Here is an 18,514-nt window from a genome sequence, read left to right as displayed (position 1 = left end):
ACCCCGTCGGGTCGGACAATCCGCCTATTCCGGCGGAGGGGTGACAGGATGTCGGGCAGATGGGGGTATCAACGACGCGGGATACCCCCACCTGCCTGACATGAAGTCGATCAACCCAGTGGCGCCCAGCCCCGGCCCGCGCCGCCCCGGCCCGGCCCGCCCCGCGCCGGCCCGCCCTGCGCCGCTCCGGCTCGGCTCGCCCCGCCCCGCGCCGCCCCGGCTCGGCTCGCCCCGGGGTCCGCCGGTCACCCCGTCCCGCCCCACGTCGCCCCACGCCGAACCCGCCCCACGCCACCGCGCCGGGTCGGACAAACCGCCCAACCCGCTGGTCGCGTGCGTGATGCCGGGCAGGTGGTGGTATCCCGGCGCGGTGATGCCGCCATCTGCCCGACATCACGCTCCGGGGCGGCTGCCGACGCCCGGCGGGTCGCGTCGCCTCAGGCGCGCCGCAGCGATAGTTCCGACACACGGCGGTAACGATCTGGGAACGCTCCCAACGGCTTATTGACACCTCGGGGACTCTCCTCCAGTCTCATGGGAGCGCTCCCGGGGCTGTGTTGCGGATCTCTCCGCTACGGCGCCGGCCGTCGACCGTGGGCTCCGGCCGCCGGCCGCGAGCGCCTGCACAGCACCCCCCACCACATGACACAGCCTCACCACCGAAAGAGGGGTCTCGGATGAGCGTCCCAATCCGTCGCCGGCGGCTCGCGGCCATCGCGCTCGCGTCCGTCGCGATGATCGCCACCACTTCCGCCTGCGGCAGCGACGACGAGGGCTCGGGCAGCAGCGACGACCCGATCAAGCTCGTCGTCGACGTCTTCGGCGACCAGGGCTTCGGCTACGACGAGCTCTACAAGCAGTTCGAGTCGGAGCACCCGAACATCAAGATCGAGCAGCGGGGCAAGGGCCTCGGCCTCGGTGACTACAACACCCGCCTCACCCAGCAGATCACCGCCGGCGCCGGCGCCGGCGACGTGGTGGCCCTCGAAGAGGGCACGATCGTCCAGTTCTACGCCCAGGCCGGCAAGTTCGTGAACCTGGCCGACCACGGCGCGAACGACCTCAAGAGCAACTTCCTGCCGTGGAAGTGGGAGCAGGGCACCACCCCGGACGGCACCGTCCTCGGCCTCGGCACCGACGTCGGCTCGATGGCGCTGTGCTACCGCAGCGACCTGTTCAAGGCCGCCGGCCTGCCGACGGACCGCGAAGAGGTTGGCGCCCTCTGGCCGACCTGGGACCAGTTCATCGCCGCCGGCCAGAAGTTCGTCGCCGCCGACAAGAAGCACAAGTTCGTCGACTCGGCGACCAACTTCTACAACGTCGTGCTGATGCAGACCGCGGGCAACGGCACCGGCTACACCTACTACGACAAGAGCAACAAGCTGGTCATCGGCGAGAACCCGGACGTGCGGACCGCGTACGACCTCTCCACCAAGATGATCGCCGCCGGCCTGTCGAACAACCTCCAGTCGTTCTCGAACGAGTGGAACGCCGGCTTCAAGAACGGCACGTTCGCCACCATCGCCTGCCCCGCCTGGATGACCGGTGTCATCAAGGGCCAGGCCGGTGACTCCGCCGCCGGCAAGTGGGACGTCGCGAAGGCCCCCGGCAACGGCGGCAACTGGGGCGGTTCCTTCCTGGCCGTGCCGAAGTCCAGCAAGCACCCCAAGGAGGCCGCCGAGCTGGTGAAGTTCCTGACCAGCGCCAAGGGTCAGATCGAGGCGTTCAAGAAGGTCGGCAACCTGCCGTCGTCGCCGCAGGCCCTGACCGACCCGGCCGTCGCCGACTCGACCAACGAGTACTTCACCAACGCCCCGGTCGGCAAGATCTTCGCCGCCGGTGCGAGCGACCTGAAGCCGGTCTACCTCGGCCCGAAGAACCAGGCTGTCCGTACCGCCGTGGAGAACACCCTGCGCGCCGTCGAGCAGGGCAAGCCCGCCGCCGAGCAGTGGGAAGCAGCGCTGAAGAACGGCGAGGCCGCCGGTAAGTGACCGGCCGAACCGACCACGGGTGGCGTCGACAGGCGACTGTCGGCGCCACCCGCGGTGCCCGGTAAGCCCGGTGCGCCCGGTTGGCCGGGCCGGCAATCCCCCGGCGCCGCCCGCGCGGCCGGGCCGGTAACCCCCCGGCGCCGCCCGCGCGGAAGGCCGGTAATCCCCCGGCGCCGCCCCGCGCGGACGGGTCGCGCCGACCGACGAGAAGGACCGTCGATGAGCCTGGACCTCCACACCACAGCGCCCCCCGGCGGGGGCGGGGACCCCGCCCGCCCCGCCCGTGCCACGCACCGCCGCCCGGCCTCTTTCACCAAGCTGGACCTGAAGTTCTCCCCGTACCTGTACGTGCTGCCGTTCTTCGTGATCTTCGCGGTCTTCAGCGCGTACCCGATCGTCTACACGGTCTGGATCGCGCTCACCGACCGGTCGCCGCTGAACGCCACGATCAGCTTCGTCGGCCTGGACAACTTCGTCGAGCTGCTGACCGACGACCCGCAGTTCTGGAACGCGGTCGTCAACACGTTCGGCATCTTCCTGCTCTCCACCGTGCCGCAGCTGATGCTGGCGCTGGTGCTGGCCAACGCGCTGAACCGGAAGCTGCGGGCGCAGACCTTCTTCCGGATGGCCATCGCGATGCCGATCATCACCTCCACCGCCGTGGTGGCGCTGATCTTCTCGATGATCTACGCCAAGGAGTTCGGCCTCGCCAACTGGCTGCTCGACCTGGTCGGCATGGACCCGATCGACTGGCGGGCGAACCGCTTCGCCTCCTGGTTCGCCATCTCCACCATGGTCGACTGGCGCTGGGTGGGCTACAACGCCCTCATCTACCTGGCCGCCATGCAGTCGATCAGCAAAGACATGTACGAGGCGGCGGCGCTGGACGGCGCGTCGCGACGCCGGCAGTTCTGGTCGATCACCATCCCGCAGCTCCGCCCGACGATCATCTTCACGCTGATCGTCTCGACCATCGGTGGGCTCCAGCTCTTCACCGAGCCGCTGATGTTCACCAGCGGCGCGGGGGCGCTCTCCGGCGGCTCGGAGGGGCAGTTCCAGACCATCACCATGTACCTGCTCGACGTGATGAACACGCGGTTCCGCTGGGGGTACGCCGGCGCGGTCGCCCTCGTGCTGTTCCTGCTCATCGCGCTGGTGTCGTTGGTGAACTACCTGCTCGCCCGCCGCATCAGTTCCGACAAGTGAGGGTTGCGCCAGATGACGACCACGACGCTCCGCCCACCCGCGCGCCCGGCCGGTAGGCCGCCGCGCGACGCGCACAAGGCCGACCGGATCTGGAAGGCGACCCCGCTGACCTGGGTCGGCCTGGTCTTCGGCGTGATCCTCTCGCTGTTCCCGTTCTACTGGATGATCGTCATTGCGTCCCGGACGAACGACGCGGCCAACTCCTGGCCGCCGCCGTTCCTGCCCGGCGGCAAGCTCGGCGAGAACATCCAGCGGGTGCTGGAGAACGGCGACGCCAACATCGTCAAGGGGCTGATGAACTCGTTCCTGGTCTCCGGGACGATCACCGTCGCCACCGTCTTCTTCGGCTCGCTGGCCGGTTTTGCGTTCGCCAAGCTGCGCTTCCGCGGCAAGAACGCGATGCTGCTGATCATCCTCGCCTCGATGATGGTCCCGATCCAGCTCGGCGTGCTGCCGCTCTACATCCTGATGGCCAAGCTCGAGTGGCTGAACACCATGCCGTCGGTCACCGTGCCGTTCCTCATCGGTGGCTTCGGCATCTTCATGATGCGCCAGTACGCCGAGCAGGCCGTGCCCAACGAGCTGATCGAGGCCGCCCGGGTGGACGGCTGCTCCACCTGGCGCGTCTACTGGCACGTCGTCGTCCCCGCGCTGCGGCCGGCGGCGGCGGTGCTGGGCCTGCTCACCTTCATGGAGCAGTGGAACCAGTTCTTCTGGCCCTTCGTGGTGCTCGCCGACCCGGCCAACCCGACCGTGCAGATCTCGCTGCGCAGCCTCAACACGGCCTACTTCGCCGACAACTCGCAGATCTTCGCGGGCACCCTGGTCGCCACGCTGCCGCTGTTCGTCGTGTTCGTCCTGTTCGGCCGCCAGATCATCGGCGGGATCATGGAAGGTGCCGTCAAGTCGTGAGCGATCCGACCCGTCCGCCCGCCGTCGGCGTCCTCGACCAGGGCCCGGCCATCACCTTCCCGCCCGGCTTCCTGTGGGGTGCCGCGACCGCGGCGTACCAGATCGAGGGCGCGGCCACGGCGGGCGGCCGTACCCCCTCGATCTGGGACACCTTCAGCCACACCGAGGGGCGGACAGTCGGCGGGCACACCGGCGACGTGGCCTGCGACCACTTCCACCGGATGCCCGACGACGTGCGGCTCATGGCGGAGCTGGGCCTGAAGTCCTACCGGTTCTCGGTGTCCTGGCCGCGCGTGCAGCCGGGCGGCTCGGGCGCGGCCAACGCCGAGGGCCTGGACTTCTACCAGCGGCTGGTCGACGAGCTGCTGGGCCACGGCATCGAGCCGTGGCTGACCCTCTACCACTGGGACCTGCCGCAGCCGCTCGAGGACGCGGGTGGCTGGCCGGCCCGGGACACCGCCGCCCGGTTCGCCGACTACGCCCAGCTCGTCGCGGACGCGCTCGGCGACCGGGTGCGCTACTGGACCACGCTCAACGAGCCGTGGTGCTCGGCGTTCCTCGGGTACGGCTCGGGCGCGCACGCGCCGGGGCGTACCGACGGGGCGGACGCGGTCCGGGCCGGGCACCACCTGATGCTCGGGCACGGCCTGGCGGTCCAGGCGCTGCGGGCGTCCCGGCCGGACGCCCAGCTCGGCATCACCGTCAACCTGTACCCGGTGACCCCGGCCACCGACTCGCCGGCCGACGCGGACGCCGCCCGGCGGATCGACGCGCTGGCCAACCGGTTCTTCCTCGACCCGGTACTGCGCGGGTCGTACCCGGCGGACCTCCAGGCGGACCTGGCGCCGGTGACGGACTTCGGGCACGTGCGCGACGGCGACCTGGAGATCATCTCGACGCCGCTGGACCTGGTCGGGATCAACTACTACAGCCGGCATGTGGTCGCCGCCCCCGTCGAGGGGGAGCAGCCGGAGGCATACTGGCGGGCGCCCACGTGCTGGCCGGGCAGCGAGGACGTCCGGTTCGTCACCCGGGGTGTCCCGGTGACCGACATGGACTGGGAGATCGACGCCCCCGGGCTGGTCGAGACCCTGGAACGGGTCCACCGCGACTACACCGACCTTCCGCTCTACGTGACCGAAAACGGTTCGGCTTTTGTTGATACCGTGGTCGACGGTCAGGTCGACGACACCGACCGGTTGGCCTACTTCGACTCGCACCTGCGGGCGGCACACGCGGCGATCGGTGCAGGGGTGCCCCTACGGGGCTACTTCGCGTGGTCGCTGATGGATAATTTCGAGTGGGCCTGGGGTTACACCAAGCGTTTCGGCATGGTGTACGTCGACTACGACAGCCAGGTCCGCATCCCCAAGTCCAGCGCCAGGTGGTACGCCGAGGTGATCCGACGCAACGGTCTGGCCGCACAATAGGGCACACGGCCAGCGAGTGACGGGCGGTCCCGGTGCCCGTCCCCCCAACCCGGGGGGCGTACCGGGCCGCCCATGTCGGAGGAGCAGACGATGACAACGCAGCGCACCCGGTCGCTCGGGCGCCCGACCCTTGACGCGGTCGCCGCGCGCGCCGGCGTCGGGCGCGGCACGGTCTCCCGGGTGGTCAACGGCTCACCCCAGGTGAGCCCGGAGGCCCGGGCCGCCGTGCAACAGGCCATCGCCGAGCTGGGGTACGTGCCGAACCGCGCCGCCCGGGCCCTGGTGACCCAGCGGACCGACTCGGTGGCGCTGGTCGTCTCCGAGTCCGGGGACCGGGTCTTCACCGAGCCGTTCTTCGCCGGCATCGTCCGGGGGATCAGCTCGGGCCTGCTGGAGACCCCGATGCAGCTCTGGCTGGCCATGGCCCAGTCGCCGGTGGAGCGGGAACGCGTCGAGCACCACCTCACCAACCAGCACGTCGACGGCGTCCTGCTGCTGTCGCTGCACGACTCCGACCCGCTGCCCACCCTGCTGGAGGAGCGGGGCCTGCCGACGGTGCTGGGCGGCCGGCCGGCCCGGATGCTCCAGCCGGGCGCGCAGCCCGCCTACTACGTCGACGTCGACAACGTCGGTGGCGCCCGGCACGCGGTGGAATACCTGTTCGCCCGGGGGCGGCGGCGCATCGCCACCATCGCCGGCACCCAGGACATGGGCGCCGGCCTGGCCCGGTTGACCGGCTACCGGGAGGCCGTCCATGCCACCGGGGCCGGCCTCAACCCCGACCTCATCGCGTACGGCGACTTCAGCGAGGGCAGCGGGGCGGCCTGCATGCGCCGGCTGCTGGAGGTCTGCCCGGATCTCGACGCGGTCTTCGTCGCCTCCGACCTGATGGCCTTCGGCGCGCTGCGGACGCTGCGCGAGGCCGGCCGGCGGGTGCCGGACGACGTGGCGGTGATCGGCTTCGACGACGCGCCGGTGGCCCGGCAGGCCGAGCCGCCGCTGACCACGGTCTTCCAGCCGGTCGAGGAGATGGGCCGGCAGATGGCCCACCTGCTGGTGTCGCGCATCCGCGGCGAGGACATCCCGACCAACCACATCCTCCTCGACACCCACATGGTCCGCCGCGCCTCCGCCTGAGCGGTCCCGCGGGCGGACGGAAGGGCGCGCTGTCTGATTGATCCGGCCTGGCGTCATCTGGGAAGTCCCCGGGCCGCCGGCCGGTATCACCGCGCCGCGCGCCGGCTCCTGTCAGCAGGACCACGCCGGTGCGGGGAGTCGCCGCGTCGGCGTCACGTCGATGGGAGACCGCTGTCATGACAATCCTCGCAAGCCGCCCCCGCCGCCTGGCCCTGGCCCTGTGCGCCGGCCCGGTCCTCGCCGGCCTGCTGGCCACCGCCACCGCCACGGCTCCGGCCGCCGCCGGCCCGGCCGGCAAGCCCGCCCGGAGCACCACGGTCACGGACGTCTGGATGCGGGACGCCATCGACGACGCCGGCCTCCAGCCGTACCCGGGCACCAGGGTCTGGGCCAGCCCGGACATCAAGGTCTGCCCGACGTCGGTGGAGTGCGCGACCAGCACGTTTCCGGTGGCCGGCTCGACCAGCTACATCTTCGTCAAGCTGCGCAACCCCGGGCCGTACGGGTCGGGCACCGACAGCGGCACGGTGCGGTTCTTCCGGACGAACCCGGGCGGCGACCTGTCCTGGCCGGCGGGCTGGGTGCCGGTCACCTCGCGGGCCGTCACCGTCTTCCCCGGTGTGGCGACGCTGCGGGTCACCTGGACCGGCGTGCCCGGCCCCGGTCACTTCTCCCTGCTGGCCGTCTGGGAGTCGGCGAACGACCCGCTGCCGTTCATGACCACCGACGTCCTGACCAACGTCCGGAACAACAACAACATCGCCTGGCTCGACCTGGTGTCGGTCTGACGCCGCGCGGCGAAGATCCCACCGGCGGCCCGGTCAGGCCCAGCGGCGCAGCTCCCGCTTGGCCAGCGACGACCGGTGGACCTCGTCCGGGCCGTCGGCGAGGCGCAGGGTGCGGGCCTGGGCCCAGAGCCCGGCGAGCGGGGTGTCCTGGCTGACGCCCGCGCCGCCGTACCCCTGGATCGCCTTGTCGATCACCCACTCCGCCATCGCCGGGGTGGCGATCTTGATGGCCTGGATCTCGGTGTGCGCGCCCTTGTTGCCGACGGTGTCCATCAGCCAGGCGGTCTTGAGCACCAGCAGCCGGGCCTGCTCGATGCGGACCCGGGACTCGGCGATCCACTCCCGCACCACACCCTGCTCGGCCAGGGGGCGGCCGAACGCGATCCGCTGGTTGGCCCGGCGGCAGAGCAGCTCCAGGGCCCGCTCGGCCATGCCCACCAGCCGCATGCAGTGGTGGATGCGCCCCGGGCCGAGGCGGGCCTGGGCGATGGCGAAGCCCGCCCCCTCCGCGCCGACCAGGTTCTCCGCCGGCACCCGGACGCCCGTGAAGTCGATCTCCGCGTGGCCGCCGTGCGGGGCGTCGCTGTAGCCGAAGAGCGTCATCCCGCGCCGCACGGTCACGCCCGGCGTGTCCCGGGGGACCAGGATCATGCTCTGCTGGCGGTGCCGGTCGGCCCCGGGGTCGGTCTTGCCCATCACGATGAAGATCTCGCAGCGCGGGTCCATCGCCCCCGACGACCACCACTTGCGCCCGTCGATCACGTAGGAGTCGCCGTCGCGGACGATCCGGGTGGCGATGTTGGTGGCGTCGGAGGAGGCGACCTCCGGCTCGGTCATGCAGAACGCCGAGCGGATCTCCCCCTCCAGCAGCGGCTTGAGCCAGCGGTCCCGCTGCGCCTCGGAGCCGAACTCGGCGAGCAACTCCATGTTGCCGGTGTCCGGTGCGGCGCAGTTGACCGCCTCCGGGGCCAGGTGCGGGCTGCGGCCGGTCAGCTCCGCCAGCGGCGCGTACTGGAGGTTGGTCAGCCCCGCGCCGTAGCGGGGGTCGGGAAGGAAGAGGTTCCACAGGCCGCGCCGCCGCGCCTCGGCCTTCAGCTCCTCCAGCACGGGGGAGCGGGCCCACGGGTCGCCGGCCGCCGCGACCTGCTCGGCGTGCACCGCCTCCGCCGGGTGGACGCACTCTTCGAGGAACGTGCCGAGGCGCGCGCGCAGCTTCTCGGTGCGGGCGTCGAACTGGAAGTCCATCACTGCTCCCTGACTGCGCGCAGACCGTGCTCGACCAGCGGCGCGACCATGTCGCCGATCCGGTCGAAGCCCCCGCCGAGCGTCTGCCCGAGGGTGTGCCGGTAGTGGATCCCCTCGCAGATCACCGCGAGCTTGAAGCAGCCCAGGGCGACGTGCCAGTGCAGCGGCCCGACGTCGACGTCGGCGCGCCCGGCGTACCGCTCGATCAGCTCGCGCCCGGCGGGGAAGCCGGCGCGCGGCCCGAGCCCGTCGGCGACCGGGTTGCCGGCGGCGGCGTCGCTGTCGCCGAGCACGTCCCAGTACGTCAACAGGAGCCCGAGGTCGGCCAGCGGGTCGCCGAGGGTGGCCATCTCCCAGTCGAGCACCGCCCGCACCGACACCGCGCCCGCGGTGTCGCCGGTCCCGTCGGCGGAGGGGGCGGCGCCGACCGTGGCGAGCAGGTTGTCCAGCCGGTAGTCGCCGTGCACGATCCGCCCGGCGTTCGCGCCCTCGGGCACCGAGCCGGCGAGCGCGGCGCGCAGCTCGTCGATGCCGGGCAGCGGGCGGCTGCGGGACTGGTCGAGCTGGGCGGCCCAGCGCCGCACCTGCCGGCCGAGGAAACCCTCGGGGCGGCCGAAGTCGGCCAGCCCGACGGCGGCCGGGTCGACCGCGTGCAGGTCGGCGAGGGCGTCCATCATCGCCATGGCGAGGTCGCGGCGCTGCCCGGCGGTCAGCGCGTCGGTCTGCGACCGGCTGCGGAACACCTCGCCGTCGACCTTCTCCATCAGGTAGAACGGCGCGCCGAGCACGGCGGGGTCCGGGCAGAGCAGCAGCGCCGCCGGCACCGGCACGGCGGTCGGGGCGAGCGCCGAGATGATCCGGTGCTCCCGGGCCATGTCGTGCGCGGTGGCGAGCACGTGGCCCAGCGGCGGGCGGCGCAGCACCATCTCCCGCCCGGTCGCGCCCTCGCCGACCCGCAGGGCGTACGTCAGGTTGGACTTGCCGCCGGCGATGAGCCGGGCCCGCAGCGGCGGGGCGGCCAGCTCGGGCCGGTGCGCGGCCAGGTAGGCGGCGAGCCGGTCGAGGTCGAGACCCTTCGGGGCGCCCGCGTCCGCACCGGCACCGGGGCCGGTGCGCGGGTCGACGACGGCCGGATCGGTCATCCGACTAGTTGATGGCAGCTCACGCACCTTGTCAAGGTGGGATTTTCCCCGGGGACACGGCGCGGCAACAGGGGCGAAATGGTCAACGGGCAGGCTGGTGCCCAGCCTGCCGGCCGCCCTGCGCCGGCCTGCCGAGCGGAGGGACGATCATGTTGCTGAGAGTTCGGGTGACCCTGCCGGACCGCCCCGGCACCCTCGGCCAGGTGGCCCGCACACTCGGCGTCTCCGGTGCCGACATCGTCCAGGTCGTGGTCCTGGAACGGCTCGGCGGGCGGGCGGTCGACGACTTCACCGTGGTGTGGCCGGGCGCCTCCCGGGTCGAGCGGCTGCTGGCCGGCCTGGCCGCGATCCCCGGCGTGCGGGTCGACGGCGTCTGGCGGGCGATCGGCGCGCCGACCACCACGGGGCAGGACGCCGAGCTGCTGGCCCAGGTGGCCGGCAACCCGGCCGACGGCCTGGCCACGCTGGTCGACGCGGTGCCGGGGCTGCTCGCCGCGGACTGGTCGGTGGCGGCGGTGGTCCCGCTGGACTGGGCCTCGCGCACCGGCGGCGGGGGCGGCGACGCCACGGTGGCCCACGCGAGCTGGCGGGTGCCGGTCCCGCCCCTGCTGCCCGAGATCACCCCGCTGCGGGCCCGCGCGATGACCGGGGCCGACGGCACCCACTACGCGATCGCGCCGTTCGGCCGGGCCGGGCTGGTCCTGGTGGTGTCCCGCGACCACACCGAGGCGCTGAGCCCCGCCGCGTTCCACTCCACCGAGGTGGACCGGCTCGCCCAGCTGGTCCGGGCGAGCGCGGTGATCCTCGGCGACCGGCTGGACCTGGTGGGCGCACCCCCGGTGGTGGCCGGCGGCTGAGACTGTCGGGCCCCGGTGCGGGGCCCGTCGGCCGGAGCCGGGCCCCGGTGCGGGGCCCGTCCGGCGGCACCAGTGCGGGCCCGGCCGATGCGGCCGGGTCCGCACTGTCGTTCTCCCGCCCGGCGTTGCTCCTGCGCCCGGCGTGGCCGAGGTCACCACCTGTGGTGATGGTCATGCATGCGGTTCCCGCGCCGTCACCACCGGGCAACGGGCCCGCAACAGCCGGCCGGCATCGTCGTAGGCGGGTGAAGGGAGACAACCATGGCGCTGTGGCGGATCCGAGCCACCGTGGACGACCGGCCCGGCTACCTGTCGGTCCTCACGGCGAGCCTCGCGTTGCGCGGGGTCAACATCCTCACCGTGCAGGTGCACACCACCGAGGTCGGCGCGGTCGACGACTTCCTCGTCGACGCGCCGGACACGCTCGACGAGGCGGAGCTGATCGCCGCCGTGGAGCGGGGCCGGGGCCGGGACTGCTGGGTGGCGCGCAGCGAGGCGCGCGGCCTCGCCGACCAGCCCACCCGGGTGCTCGGCCTGGCCACCCGGCTGGTCCGCGACCCCGACGCGGCGGGCGAGGCGCTGCGGACGCTGCTCGGCGCCGACGAGGTCACCTGGCGGCCCGCGGTCGTCGCGGGGGGCATCGCCGGCACGACGATGGTCCTGCCCGACCCCACCGGCGGGTCGTACGAGCTGCGCCGGGCCGCGCCGAGCTTCACCCCGGCCGAGTACGCCCGCGCCCAGGCGCTCGCCGAGCTGGCGGCGGCCGTGGGCCGGCGGGACGCCGACCAGGTGACCCTCGTCCTGCCCGACGGCGCGGAGGCGGTCGTCCGCCCGGCGACGGCCGGCGACCTGACCGGCGTACTGGAGCTGCACGGGGCCTGCTCGGCGGGCACCCTGCACCGCCGCTACCTGGGCGGGGCGGCGCTGCCCGCGCCGGCCCGGTTGGGGCGGCTGCTGGAACCGGCCCAGGGCCTCACCCTCGTCGCGACGGCCACCGGCTCCGGCGGGGCGGCGATCGACGCGGGCGGGGCGGCGGAGCCGGTCGTCGCGATGGCGAACCTGCTCGTCGAGGGCGACGAGGCCGAGGTGGCGCTGCTGGTGCGCGACGGCTGGCAGCGGCGGGGGGTCGGCACCGCCCTGCTGCGCCGGCTGGTCCGGCACGCCGAGCGGGCCGGCCTCGCGGGTCTGGTGCTGCACGTCCAGGCGGAGAACACGCCGATGCTGCGGACCCTGCGTCGGCTCGCCCGGCCGATGGTGACGGAGCGGGACGGCTGCCTGGTCACCGTCAGCGTGCCGGTGACCGCCGCCCCGGCCGCGGTGGTGCCGGCCCAGGTGCACCGCAGCTGACCCCGCGCCCGGTCGGGCGGGGCTCGGCTGCCCGGGGTCCGGCCGCGCGGGCTCGGTCACGCGCGGCCCGGCCGGTCGGCTGATCAGCGGGCGGGCGGTCGGCCGGCGACGCAGAACCGGTTGCCCTCGGTGTCGGCGAGCACGACGTACGGGGAGGCGCCCGGTTCGAGCTGCGCCGGGTAGTGCGGCCAGTCCACCCGCCGCGCGCCGAGCCCGACGAGGCGGTCCACCTCGTCGTCGAGGTCCCGCGCCCCGGCGGTCAGGTCCAGGTGCACCCGAGGAAACGCCTCGGCCGGGCTCTCGCTGAGGTCCATCGCGAGCGCCGTGCCGGGCACCCCGGGCGGCGGTGCGAGCACGATCCATTCGTCGCCCGGATAGCGCGGCGGCCGGCGCACGTAGCCCAGGGCGGCGGCCCAGAACCGGGCGGCCCGTCCGCAGTCGGAGACCCCCAGGGAGACCTGCGTGATCACTGCCATCCGGTGACCGTACCGCCGTGCCGGGGTGTTAACAGGGGCCCCTGCTCTACCGAATGCGTTAACGGGGGGCCCTTCCTTACCGCGCAGCCGCGGACCGGCCGCCGGACGGAGGTCCGGCGGCCGGTCGCGGGGCGCCTGCCCGAGGGGGGCGGGCGGGCGCGCTCGGGGTCAGCCCGTGAAGGTGATGCGGTCCCGGCGCCGGCGCAGCGTCATCAGGGCGACGCCGCCGCCGACCAGCGCGACGCCGGTGAGCGCCATGCCGGTGACGGCCACGCCGGTCAGCGGCAGGTCACTGCCGCCGCCGGTCCCGCCCGACGGGGAGGTCGTCGGCGACGCCGAGTCCGACGGGGTGGGCGACTCGGAGGCCGACGGGGACTCCGACGCCGACGGCGACTCCGACGGCTCGGGGGACTCCGACGCCGACGGGGACTCCGACGGCTCCGGCGACTCCGAGACCGACGGCGTGGGGGTCGGGGTGGGCGTGGGCGTGGGCTTGGGGACCGTGCCCTTGCAGGTGTGGCTCACGTTGAAGTCGTCGCCGGTCCCGCTGATCGTGGCGGACCCGTCGACCAGCTTCCACCCGGCCGGGGTGAACAGGTAGGCGTGGATCTGCCGGGGGTCCTTGCCGCCGGTGGAGTAGAAGAAGTCCGGGTACTCGTCCGCGCCGTCCGGGATGTTCACCGTGACGTCGTTCGTGCCGTCGGAGAAGGTCAGCGTCAGGCTCTCGAAGCTGCCGCTGTTCTTGCCGGGCAGGACGAAGTGCCAGCCGTCGTGGTCGTCCGGCAGGTTCGCGAAGCGCTCGTCGTCGCACTGCTGGGTGAAGTAGCCAGCCTTCTTGCCCTGGTGGGCCGACTTGAGGCCGATGGTGGCCGATGCCCACGCCGGGGTGGCGAGGGCGAGGCAGGCCGTGGCGGCGGTCGCGGAGAAGGCCGCGCGCGCCACGCGCCGACGCTGTGACATGAGGTATTCCTCCGAAAGGGGAGTCGAGGGGACGCCACATGATCGCCTCGGCGCGTACCGGCGGGGCATCGGATGAATAGCCTGAGCTGGGCGGACGGCGGACCCAATCCCCCCTTCCCGGAGGGGATTACCCGCGCGGGGCGGCGTGTCGGCGTAACGCTTTCGGGCGGCGCGACGCCCCGTTCCGGGTGCGCGACGCCCCGTTCCTCGGTGGAGCGGCGCCGGGGGCGGGTGGCGCGGCGGCGCAGGCTCGTGGCGGCGAGGTCTTCCCAAGTGTGCAATCCGCTGGATACATTGTCGAGCATCCATGGGAGCGCTCCCGCGCCTCCTCGGAGACCCCCACCACCCGCCTCCGCCGGCCCCGACCCCTCAGACGCCGTCCCGCGTCCGGTCGGGGCCGTCGGGCGCCATCCGTCAGGAGCTCGCAGATGCGTCACCCGAACCGGCCGTCCCGGCCGTCGCGCGGCCGACCCTGGCTGCGCCGCCTGCTCGCCGCCGGCGCCGCCCTGGCCAGCGGCCTCGCCATGGGCGTCGTCGCGCCGCAGGCCGCGCCCGTCGCCGCCGCGCCCGCCTTCAACTACGCCGAGGCGTTGCAGAAGTCGCTGTTCTTCTACGAGGCGCAGCAGTCCGGCAAGAAGCCGGCCTGGAACCGGGTCTCCTGGCGCGGCGACTCGGCGCTCACCGACGGCTCCGACGTCGGAGTGGACCTCACCGGCGGCTGGTACGACGCCGGCGACCACGTGAAGTTCGGCTTCCCGATGGCGTTCAGCGCCACCATGCTCGCCTGGGGCGCGGTCGAGTACCGCGACGGGTACGTCGCCTCCGGGCAGCTCACCCACCTGCTCAACAACCTGCGCTTCGTCAACGACTACTTCGTCAAGGCGCACCCCGCCCCGAACGTCCTCTACGGACAGGTCGGCAAGGGCGACGACGACCACAAGTGGTGGGGCCCGGCCGAGGTGATGCCGATGGCGCGTCCCGCGTACAAGATCGATGCGAGCTGTGGCGGCGCGGACCTCGCGGGGGAGACGGCGGCGGCGATGGCCGCGTCGTCGATGGTCTTCCGGCCCACCGACGCCGCCTACGCCGACAAGCTGCTGACCCACGCCAAGCAGCTCTACACGTTCGCCGACACGGTGCGTAAGAGCTACCACGAGTGCATCACCGACGCGACGAGCTTCTACAAGTCGTGGAGCGGGTGGCAGGACGAGCTGGTCTGGGGCGCGATCTGGCTCTACCGGGCCACCGGCGACGCCGCCTACCTCACCAAGGCCGAGAGCGAGTACGACAAGCTCGGCACCGAGCCGCAGTCCACCACCCGGTCCTACAAGTGGACGATCGCCTGGGACAACAAGCAGTTCGGCGCGTACGTGCTGCTGGCCAACCTGACCGGCAAGCAGAAGTACGTCGACGACGCCAACCGGTGGCTCGACTACTGGACCGTGGGCGTCAACGGCGCGAAGGTGAACTACTCGCCCGGCGGGATGGCGGTGCTCGACTCGTGGGGCGCGCTGCGCTACGCGTCCAACACCGCGTTCGCCGCGCTGGTCTACAGCGACAAGACCACCGACGCCACCCGCAAGACGCGGTACTACGACTTCGCCGTCCGGCAGATCAACTACGCGCTCGGCGACAACCCGCGCAAGTCCAGCTACCAGATCGGCTTCGGGGCCAACGCGCCGAAGAATCCGCACCACCGCACGGCGCACGGCTCCTGGTGGGACAGCCAGACCGTGCCCGCCGAGACCCGGCACGTGCTCTACGGCGCGCTCGTCGGCGGCCCGTCGTCGGCCAACGACGCCTACACCGACAGCCGGTCCGACTACGTGATGAACGAGGTCGCCACCGACTACAACGCCGGCTTCACCTCCGCCCTGGCCCGGCTCTCCTCCGAGTACGGCGGCACCCCGCTCGCCGGCTTCCCCACCGCCGAGACGCCGGACATCGACGAGCTGACCGTGGAGACCACGGTGATGCAGGCCGAGCCCCGCGCCACCGGCCTCAAGGCGATCGTCTACAACAAGTCCGCGTTCCCGGCCCGGGCGCTGACCAACGGGAAGTTCCGCTACTACTTCCGCCCCGAGGGCAGCACCGCCGTCCAGGTCACCCCCGGCTACACCCAGGGCTGCCCGTCGCCGTCGGCGGCCAAGCAGCTCAGCGGCGACATCTGGTACGTCGAGGTCGACTGCACCGGGTACACCATCGCCCCCGCCGGGCAGTCGCAGCACCGGATGGAGGTGCAGTTCAAGATCGGCGTGCCGGAGGGCGGCACCTGGGACCCGACCAACGACCCGTCCTACCAGGCCACGGCCGGGCCGAACAAGAAGGTGCCGCTCTATGCCGGCAGCACCCTCGTCTGGGGCGCGGAGCCCACCTCGACGCCCACCGACACCACCCCGCCCACCGTTCCCGGCGCCCCGACGGTCTCCGCGATCAGCCCCACCTCGGTCACGCTGACCTGGCCCGCGTCCACCGACACCGGGGGCAGCGGCCTGGCCGGCTACGACGTCACCCAGGAGACGATCGGCAGCGACGCGCTCATGCTGCACCGCACCACCACCAACAGCGTGACCGTGGCCAACCTCACGGCCGCCCGCAACTACCGGTTCTGGGTACGCGCCCGCGACGGCGCCGGCAACAACTCGCTGTCCTCGCCGACGCTGCCGGTGGCCACGCCGGCCGGGACCGGGTCGGACACCACCGGGCCGAGCGCGCCCGGCACCCCGACCGCGTCCAACATCACCTCGACCGGGGTGACCCTGTCCTGGTCGCCGTCGACCGACAACGTCGGCGTCGTCGGCTACCAGGTCTGGAAGGTCACCTGGCCGCTGCACTCCGTCGTGGCCACGGTCACCGGCACCAGCCACACGGTGACGGGCCTGACCCCGGACACGTCGTACCCGTTCTACATCGTCGCGGTGGACGCCGCCGGGAACCCGTCGGTGGTGTCGCCCAGCATCTCGGTGCGCACGCTCCCCGGGACCGACCCGACGCCCACGCCCACCCCGACGACCCCGGCCGGGGCGTGCAAGGTCGCGTACACGACCAGCGACTGGAGCACCGGCTTCAGCGCGAACATCACCATCACCAACACCGGCGCGACGGCGCTCAACGGTTGGAGCCTCGCGTTCACGTTCGGAAACGCCGGGCAGAAGGTCACCCAGGGCTGGTCGGCCAACTTCACCCAGACCGGCACCGCCGTGACCGCGTCGAACGCCGCCTACAACGCGGCGCTCGCGCCGGGCGCGTCGACGACGCTGGGCTTCAACGGCACCCACACCGGCGCCAACCCGAAGCCCACCGCCTTCACCCTGAACGGCTCCGCCTGCACGCTGGGCTGACGCCGTCCTGCTGAATCTTGGACGGTTACCGTCTCCTGTGGACGGTAACCGTCCAAGATCTCTGCGTGGGGGAGCGTGGGCGGGTCAGGGGGAAGGGCGCCAGCCGGCGGCGGCCAGGGCACGGCGTACCGAATCCGCGACCTCGTCGGGACGGGCGCGCACGAGCCAGGCGGGGAAGCGCAGGATCCGGTCGCCCGGACGTCCACACGTCGTTCTGCCGGCGCAGGTCGGCCGCCCACTCGCGGGCGTCCATGTGGTGCGCGCCGTCGATCTCCACGTGCAGCCCCCACTCCCGCCAGTACGCGTCCAGCCACCGGGTCCGCCCGCGCGCGTCGGTGCGCCGGTGCTGGAGGTCGGGCCGGGGCAGACCGTACCGCCGGCACAGCCGCAGGAAGTCGATCTCCGAGAGGGCCTGCGCGCCGCCCGCGATGTCGTCGACGGTGCGCCGGACGAGGTGTCGCCGCCGGGCCCGGGGCAGCACCTCCACCACTGCGGCGACCTCCTCCGGCAGTACCCGCCGCTGCTGGCAGCCGGCGGCCAGCACCGCCTGGGCCTCGTCGGGCGTGCGCGCCCAGCCGGCAGCGTCGACCAGGGCACGGGCCGTGGTCGTCCGGGGCGGGCGGGCGAGTTGGAGGTGCGCCGCGGGCAGCACCGACGTGCGGTGCACGACGACCGCCGCCATGTCGAGGGGCAGCCGCCGCAGCACCGTACGGCCGGCCCGGCGGGTCGCCGGCACCAGGACGTGCAGCGGCTCCTGCCGCAGCCCCCGTACGCCGGCCTCGGCTGCCGCGGTGACGCCGGCCAGCACCGCCCCGGGACCGGTGGCGAGGACCGCCACCCACAGCTGCTGATCGCGGGTCAGCCGGCCGTTGCCGGTGAGCAGGACACCTTGGCAGATCGAACGCCACTGGCCGGACCGGATCCGCCCCCGGACCCGCCCGGCACCGAGCAGCCGGGTCGCCTGAGCGGTGGTCAGGACGCCGGACTGCGCGAACGTCACCCACTCGATCTCGTCGTCATCGGAGAACTCCATCCGCCGACCCTCGCCCGTCGCCGCGCGACTGTCCGCCCCGGACCGCGAAACGGCGGTCTTTCGGACCAGACCTTGGACAGTTGCCGTCAGGGCGGAACGACAACGGTCCAGGATCTCGTCCGGTGCGGGGTGCGGTCAGTCCGCCAGGTCCTCGGCGAGCAGGTCCATCAGCAGGCCGTCGTGCCAGCGGCCGTCCTCGCCGCGCTCGTAGCGGCGCAGCACCCCGACCGGGCGGAAGCCGACCTTCGCGTACGCCCGGATCGCGGCGGTGTTCGCCGCCGCCGGGTCGATGGTGAGCCGGTGGTGGCCGTGGACGTCGATCAGGTGCCGGGCCAGGGTGCGGATCGCGTCGCCGCCCAGCCCCGCGCCGCGTACCGCGGGGTCGAGGAAGACGTCCAGGCTGGCGTGCCGGTAGTCGGGGTCGTCGTCGGCATACCACTGGATGGCCCCGACGACCCGGCCGTCGTGCTCGACGGCGTACACCGTGAGGTCGTCGTCGCCGAGGTCGGCGCGGACAGCCTCGGTCAGGTTGTCGCCGCCGCGCCACCAGCGGCGCACCTCCGGGGTGGCCCGGATCGCCGCGAGGGCCGGCACGTCGTCGGCCGTCACCGGTCGCAGCGTGACCGCCCTGCCCCGCAGCACCCGCACC

The 18,514-nt window shown here is 73.0% G+C and carries 15 protein-coding genes; 9 read left to right on the top strand and 6 right to left on the bottom strand.

Translation table 11 applies throughout. From position 1 onward, the window contains the following. Positions 1-677: 677 nt before the first annotated feature. From LPA42_RS29010 to LPA42_RS28985, 6 genes are all read left to right on the top strand, one after another. Positions 678-1,991, top strand: coding sequence for an ABC transporter substrate-binding protein (locus LPA42_RS29010; protein ID WP_077936841.1), 1,314 nt, complete (start codon positions 678-680; stop codon positions 1,989-1,991). 219 nt (positions 1,992-2,210) lie between these two features. Further along, positions 2,211-3,197: a carbohydrate ABC transporter permease gene (locus LPA42_RS29005; protein WP_091286190.1), complete on the top strand. Its 987-nt coding sequence runs from the start codon at positions 2,211-2,213 to the stop codon at positions 3,195-3,197. Positions 3,198-3,209: 12 nt separating this feature from the next. Then, positions 3,210-4,109: a carbohydrate ABC transporter permease gene (locus tag LPA42_RS29000; RefSeq protein WP_043962572.1), complete on the top strand. Its 900-nt coding sequence runs from the start codon at positions 3,210-3,212 to the stop codon at positions 4,107-4,109. Next, on the top strand, positions 4,106-5,539 hold the full coding sequence (locus LPA42_RS28995) for a GH1 family beta-glucosidase (RefSeq protein ID WP_077936842.1): 1,434 nt from the start codon (positions 4,106-4,108) through the stop codon (positions 5,537-5,539). Before LPA42_RS29000 ends, LPA42_RS28995 begins: the two co-directional genes overlap by 4 nt. Positions 5,540-5,629: 90 nt before the next feature. Beyond that, the gene (locus tag LPA42_RS28990) at positions 5,630-6,676 is read left to right on the top strand and encodes a LacI family DNA-binding transcriptional regulator (RefSeq protein WP_043962575.1); all 1,047 of its coding nucleotides are present in this window, start codon (positions 5,630-5,632) and stop codon (positions 6,674-6,676) included. Between the two features lie 176 nt (positions 6,677-6,852). Continuing rightward, positions 6,853-7,464, top strand: a complete 612-nt coding sequence (locus LPA42_RS28985) for a hypothetical protein (RefSeq protein WP_077936843.1) — start codon at positions 6,853-6,855, stop codon at positions 7,462-7,464. 33 nt (positions 7,465-7,497) lie between these two features. On the opposite strand, the gene LPA42_RS28980 is transcribed toward LPA42_RS28985, so the two are convergent. Both LPA42_RS28980 and LPA42_RS28975 read right to left on the bottom strand, forming a co-directional pair. Beyond that, positions 7,498-8,709 (bottom strand): acyl-CoA dehydrogenase family protein, encoded by a 1,212-nt coding sequence (locus LPA42_RS28980; protein ID WP_077936844.1) that lies wholly within the window; start codon positions 8,707-8,709, stop codon positions 7,498-7,500. Further along, a complete protein-coding gene (locus LPA42_RS28975; RefSeq protein ID WP_077936845.1) occupies positions 8,709-9,851 on the bottom strand; it encodes a phosphotransferase family protein in 1,143 nt (380 codons plus the stop codon). The genes LPA42_RS28980 and LPA42_RS28975 overlap by 1 nt, the downstream gene beginning before the upstream one ends. A gap of 149 nt (positions 9,852-10,000) precedes the next feature. On the opposite strand from LPA42_RS28975, the gene LPA42_RS28970 reads away from it, so the two are divergent. Further along, positions 10,001-10,708 carry an amino acid-binding protein gene (locus LPA42_RS28970; protein WP_043962578.1) on the top strand — a complete coding sequence of 236 codons (708 nt, stop codon included), beginning with the start codon at positions 10,001-10,003 and terminating at the stop codon, positions 10,706-10,708. Positions 10,709-10,969: 261 nt separating this feature from the next. After that, a complete protein-coding gene (locus LPA42_RS28965) occupies positions 10,970-12,055 on the top strand; it encodes a GNAT family N-acetyltransferase (RefSeq protein WP_077936846.1) in 1,086 nt (361 codons plus the stop codon). An 83-nt stretch (positions 12,056-12,138) separates the two neighbouring features. On the opposite strand, the gene LPA42_RS28960 is transcribed toward LPA42_RS28965, so the two are convergent. Together LPA42_RS28960 and LPA42_RS28955 are read right to left on the bottom strand one after the other, a co-directional pair. Further along, the gene (locus LPA42_RS28960) at positions 12,139-12,531 is read right to left on the bottom strand and encodes a VOC family protein (protein WP_077936847.1); all 393 of its coding nucleotides are present in this window, start codon (positions 12,529-12,531) and stop codon (positions 12,139-12,141) included. Positions 12,532-12,699: 168 nt separating this feature from the next. Continuing rightward, the gene (locus LPA42_RS28955; protein WP_198956489.1) at positions 12,700-13,491 is read right to left on the bottom strand and encodes an LPXTG cell wall anchor domain-containing protein; all 792 of its coding nucleotides are present in this window, start codon (positions 13,489-13,491) and stop codon (positions 12,700-12,702) included. A 428-nt stretch (positions 13,492-13,919) separates the two neighbouring features. Between LPA42_RS28955 and LPA42_RS28950 the strand changes: the two genes are divergently transcribed. Next, positions 13,920-16,832, top strand: a complete 2,913-nt coding sequence (locus LPA42_RS28950; protein ID WP_077936849.1) for a glycoside hydrolase family 9 protein — start codon at positions 13,920-13,922, stop codon at positions 16,830-16,832. Positions 16,833-16,857: 25 nt separating this feature from the next. Here LPA42_RS28950 and LPA42_RS28945 read toward each other — a convergent pair whose 3' ends face one another. Beyond that, entirely contained in the window at positions 16,858-17,865 is a 1,008-nt protein-coding gene (locus tag LPA42_RS28945; RefSeq protein WP_228986999.1) for a hypothetical protein, read from the bottom strand. 135 nt (positions 17,866-18,000) lie between these two features. After that, entirely contained in the window at positions 18,001-18,507 is a 507-nt protein-coding gene (locus tag LPA42_RS28940; protein WP_077936875.1) for a GNAT family N-acetyltransferase, read from the bottom strand. Between the last annotated feature and the right edge of the window lie 7 nt (positions 18,508-18,514).

Origin of the sequence: Micromonospora sp. DH13 (assembly GCF_020873825.1) — a bacterium.
GTDB classification, from domain to species: domain Bacteria; phylum Actinomycetota; class Actinomycetes; order Mycobacteriales; family Micromonosporaceae; genus Micromonospora; species Micromonospora haikouensis.
Note: the sequence above shows the minus strand (reverse complement) of the source record. Positions and strands in the feature narration are given on the sequence as shown.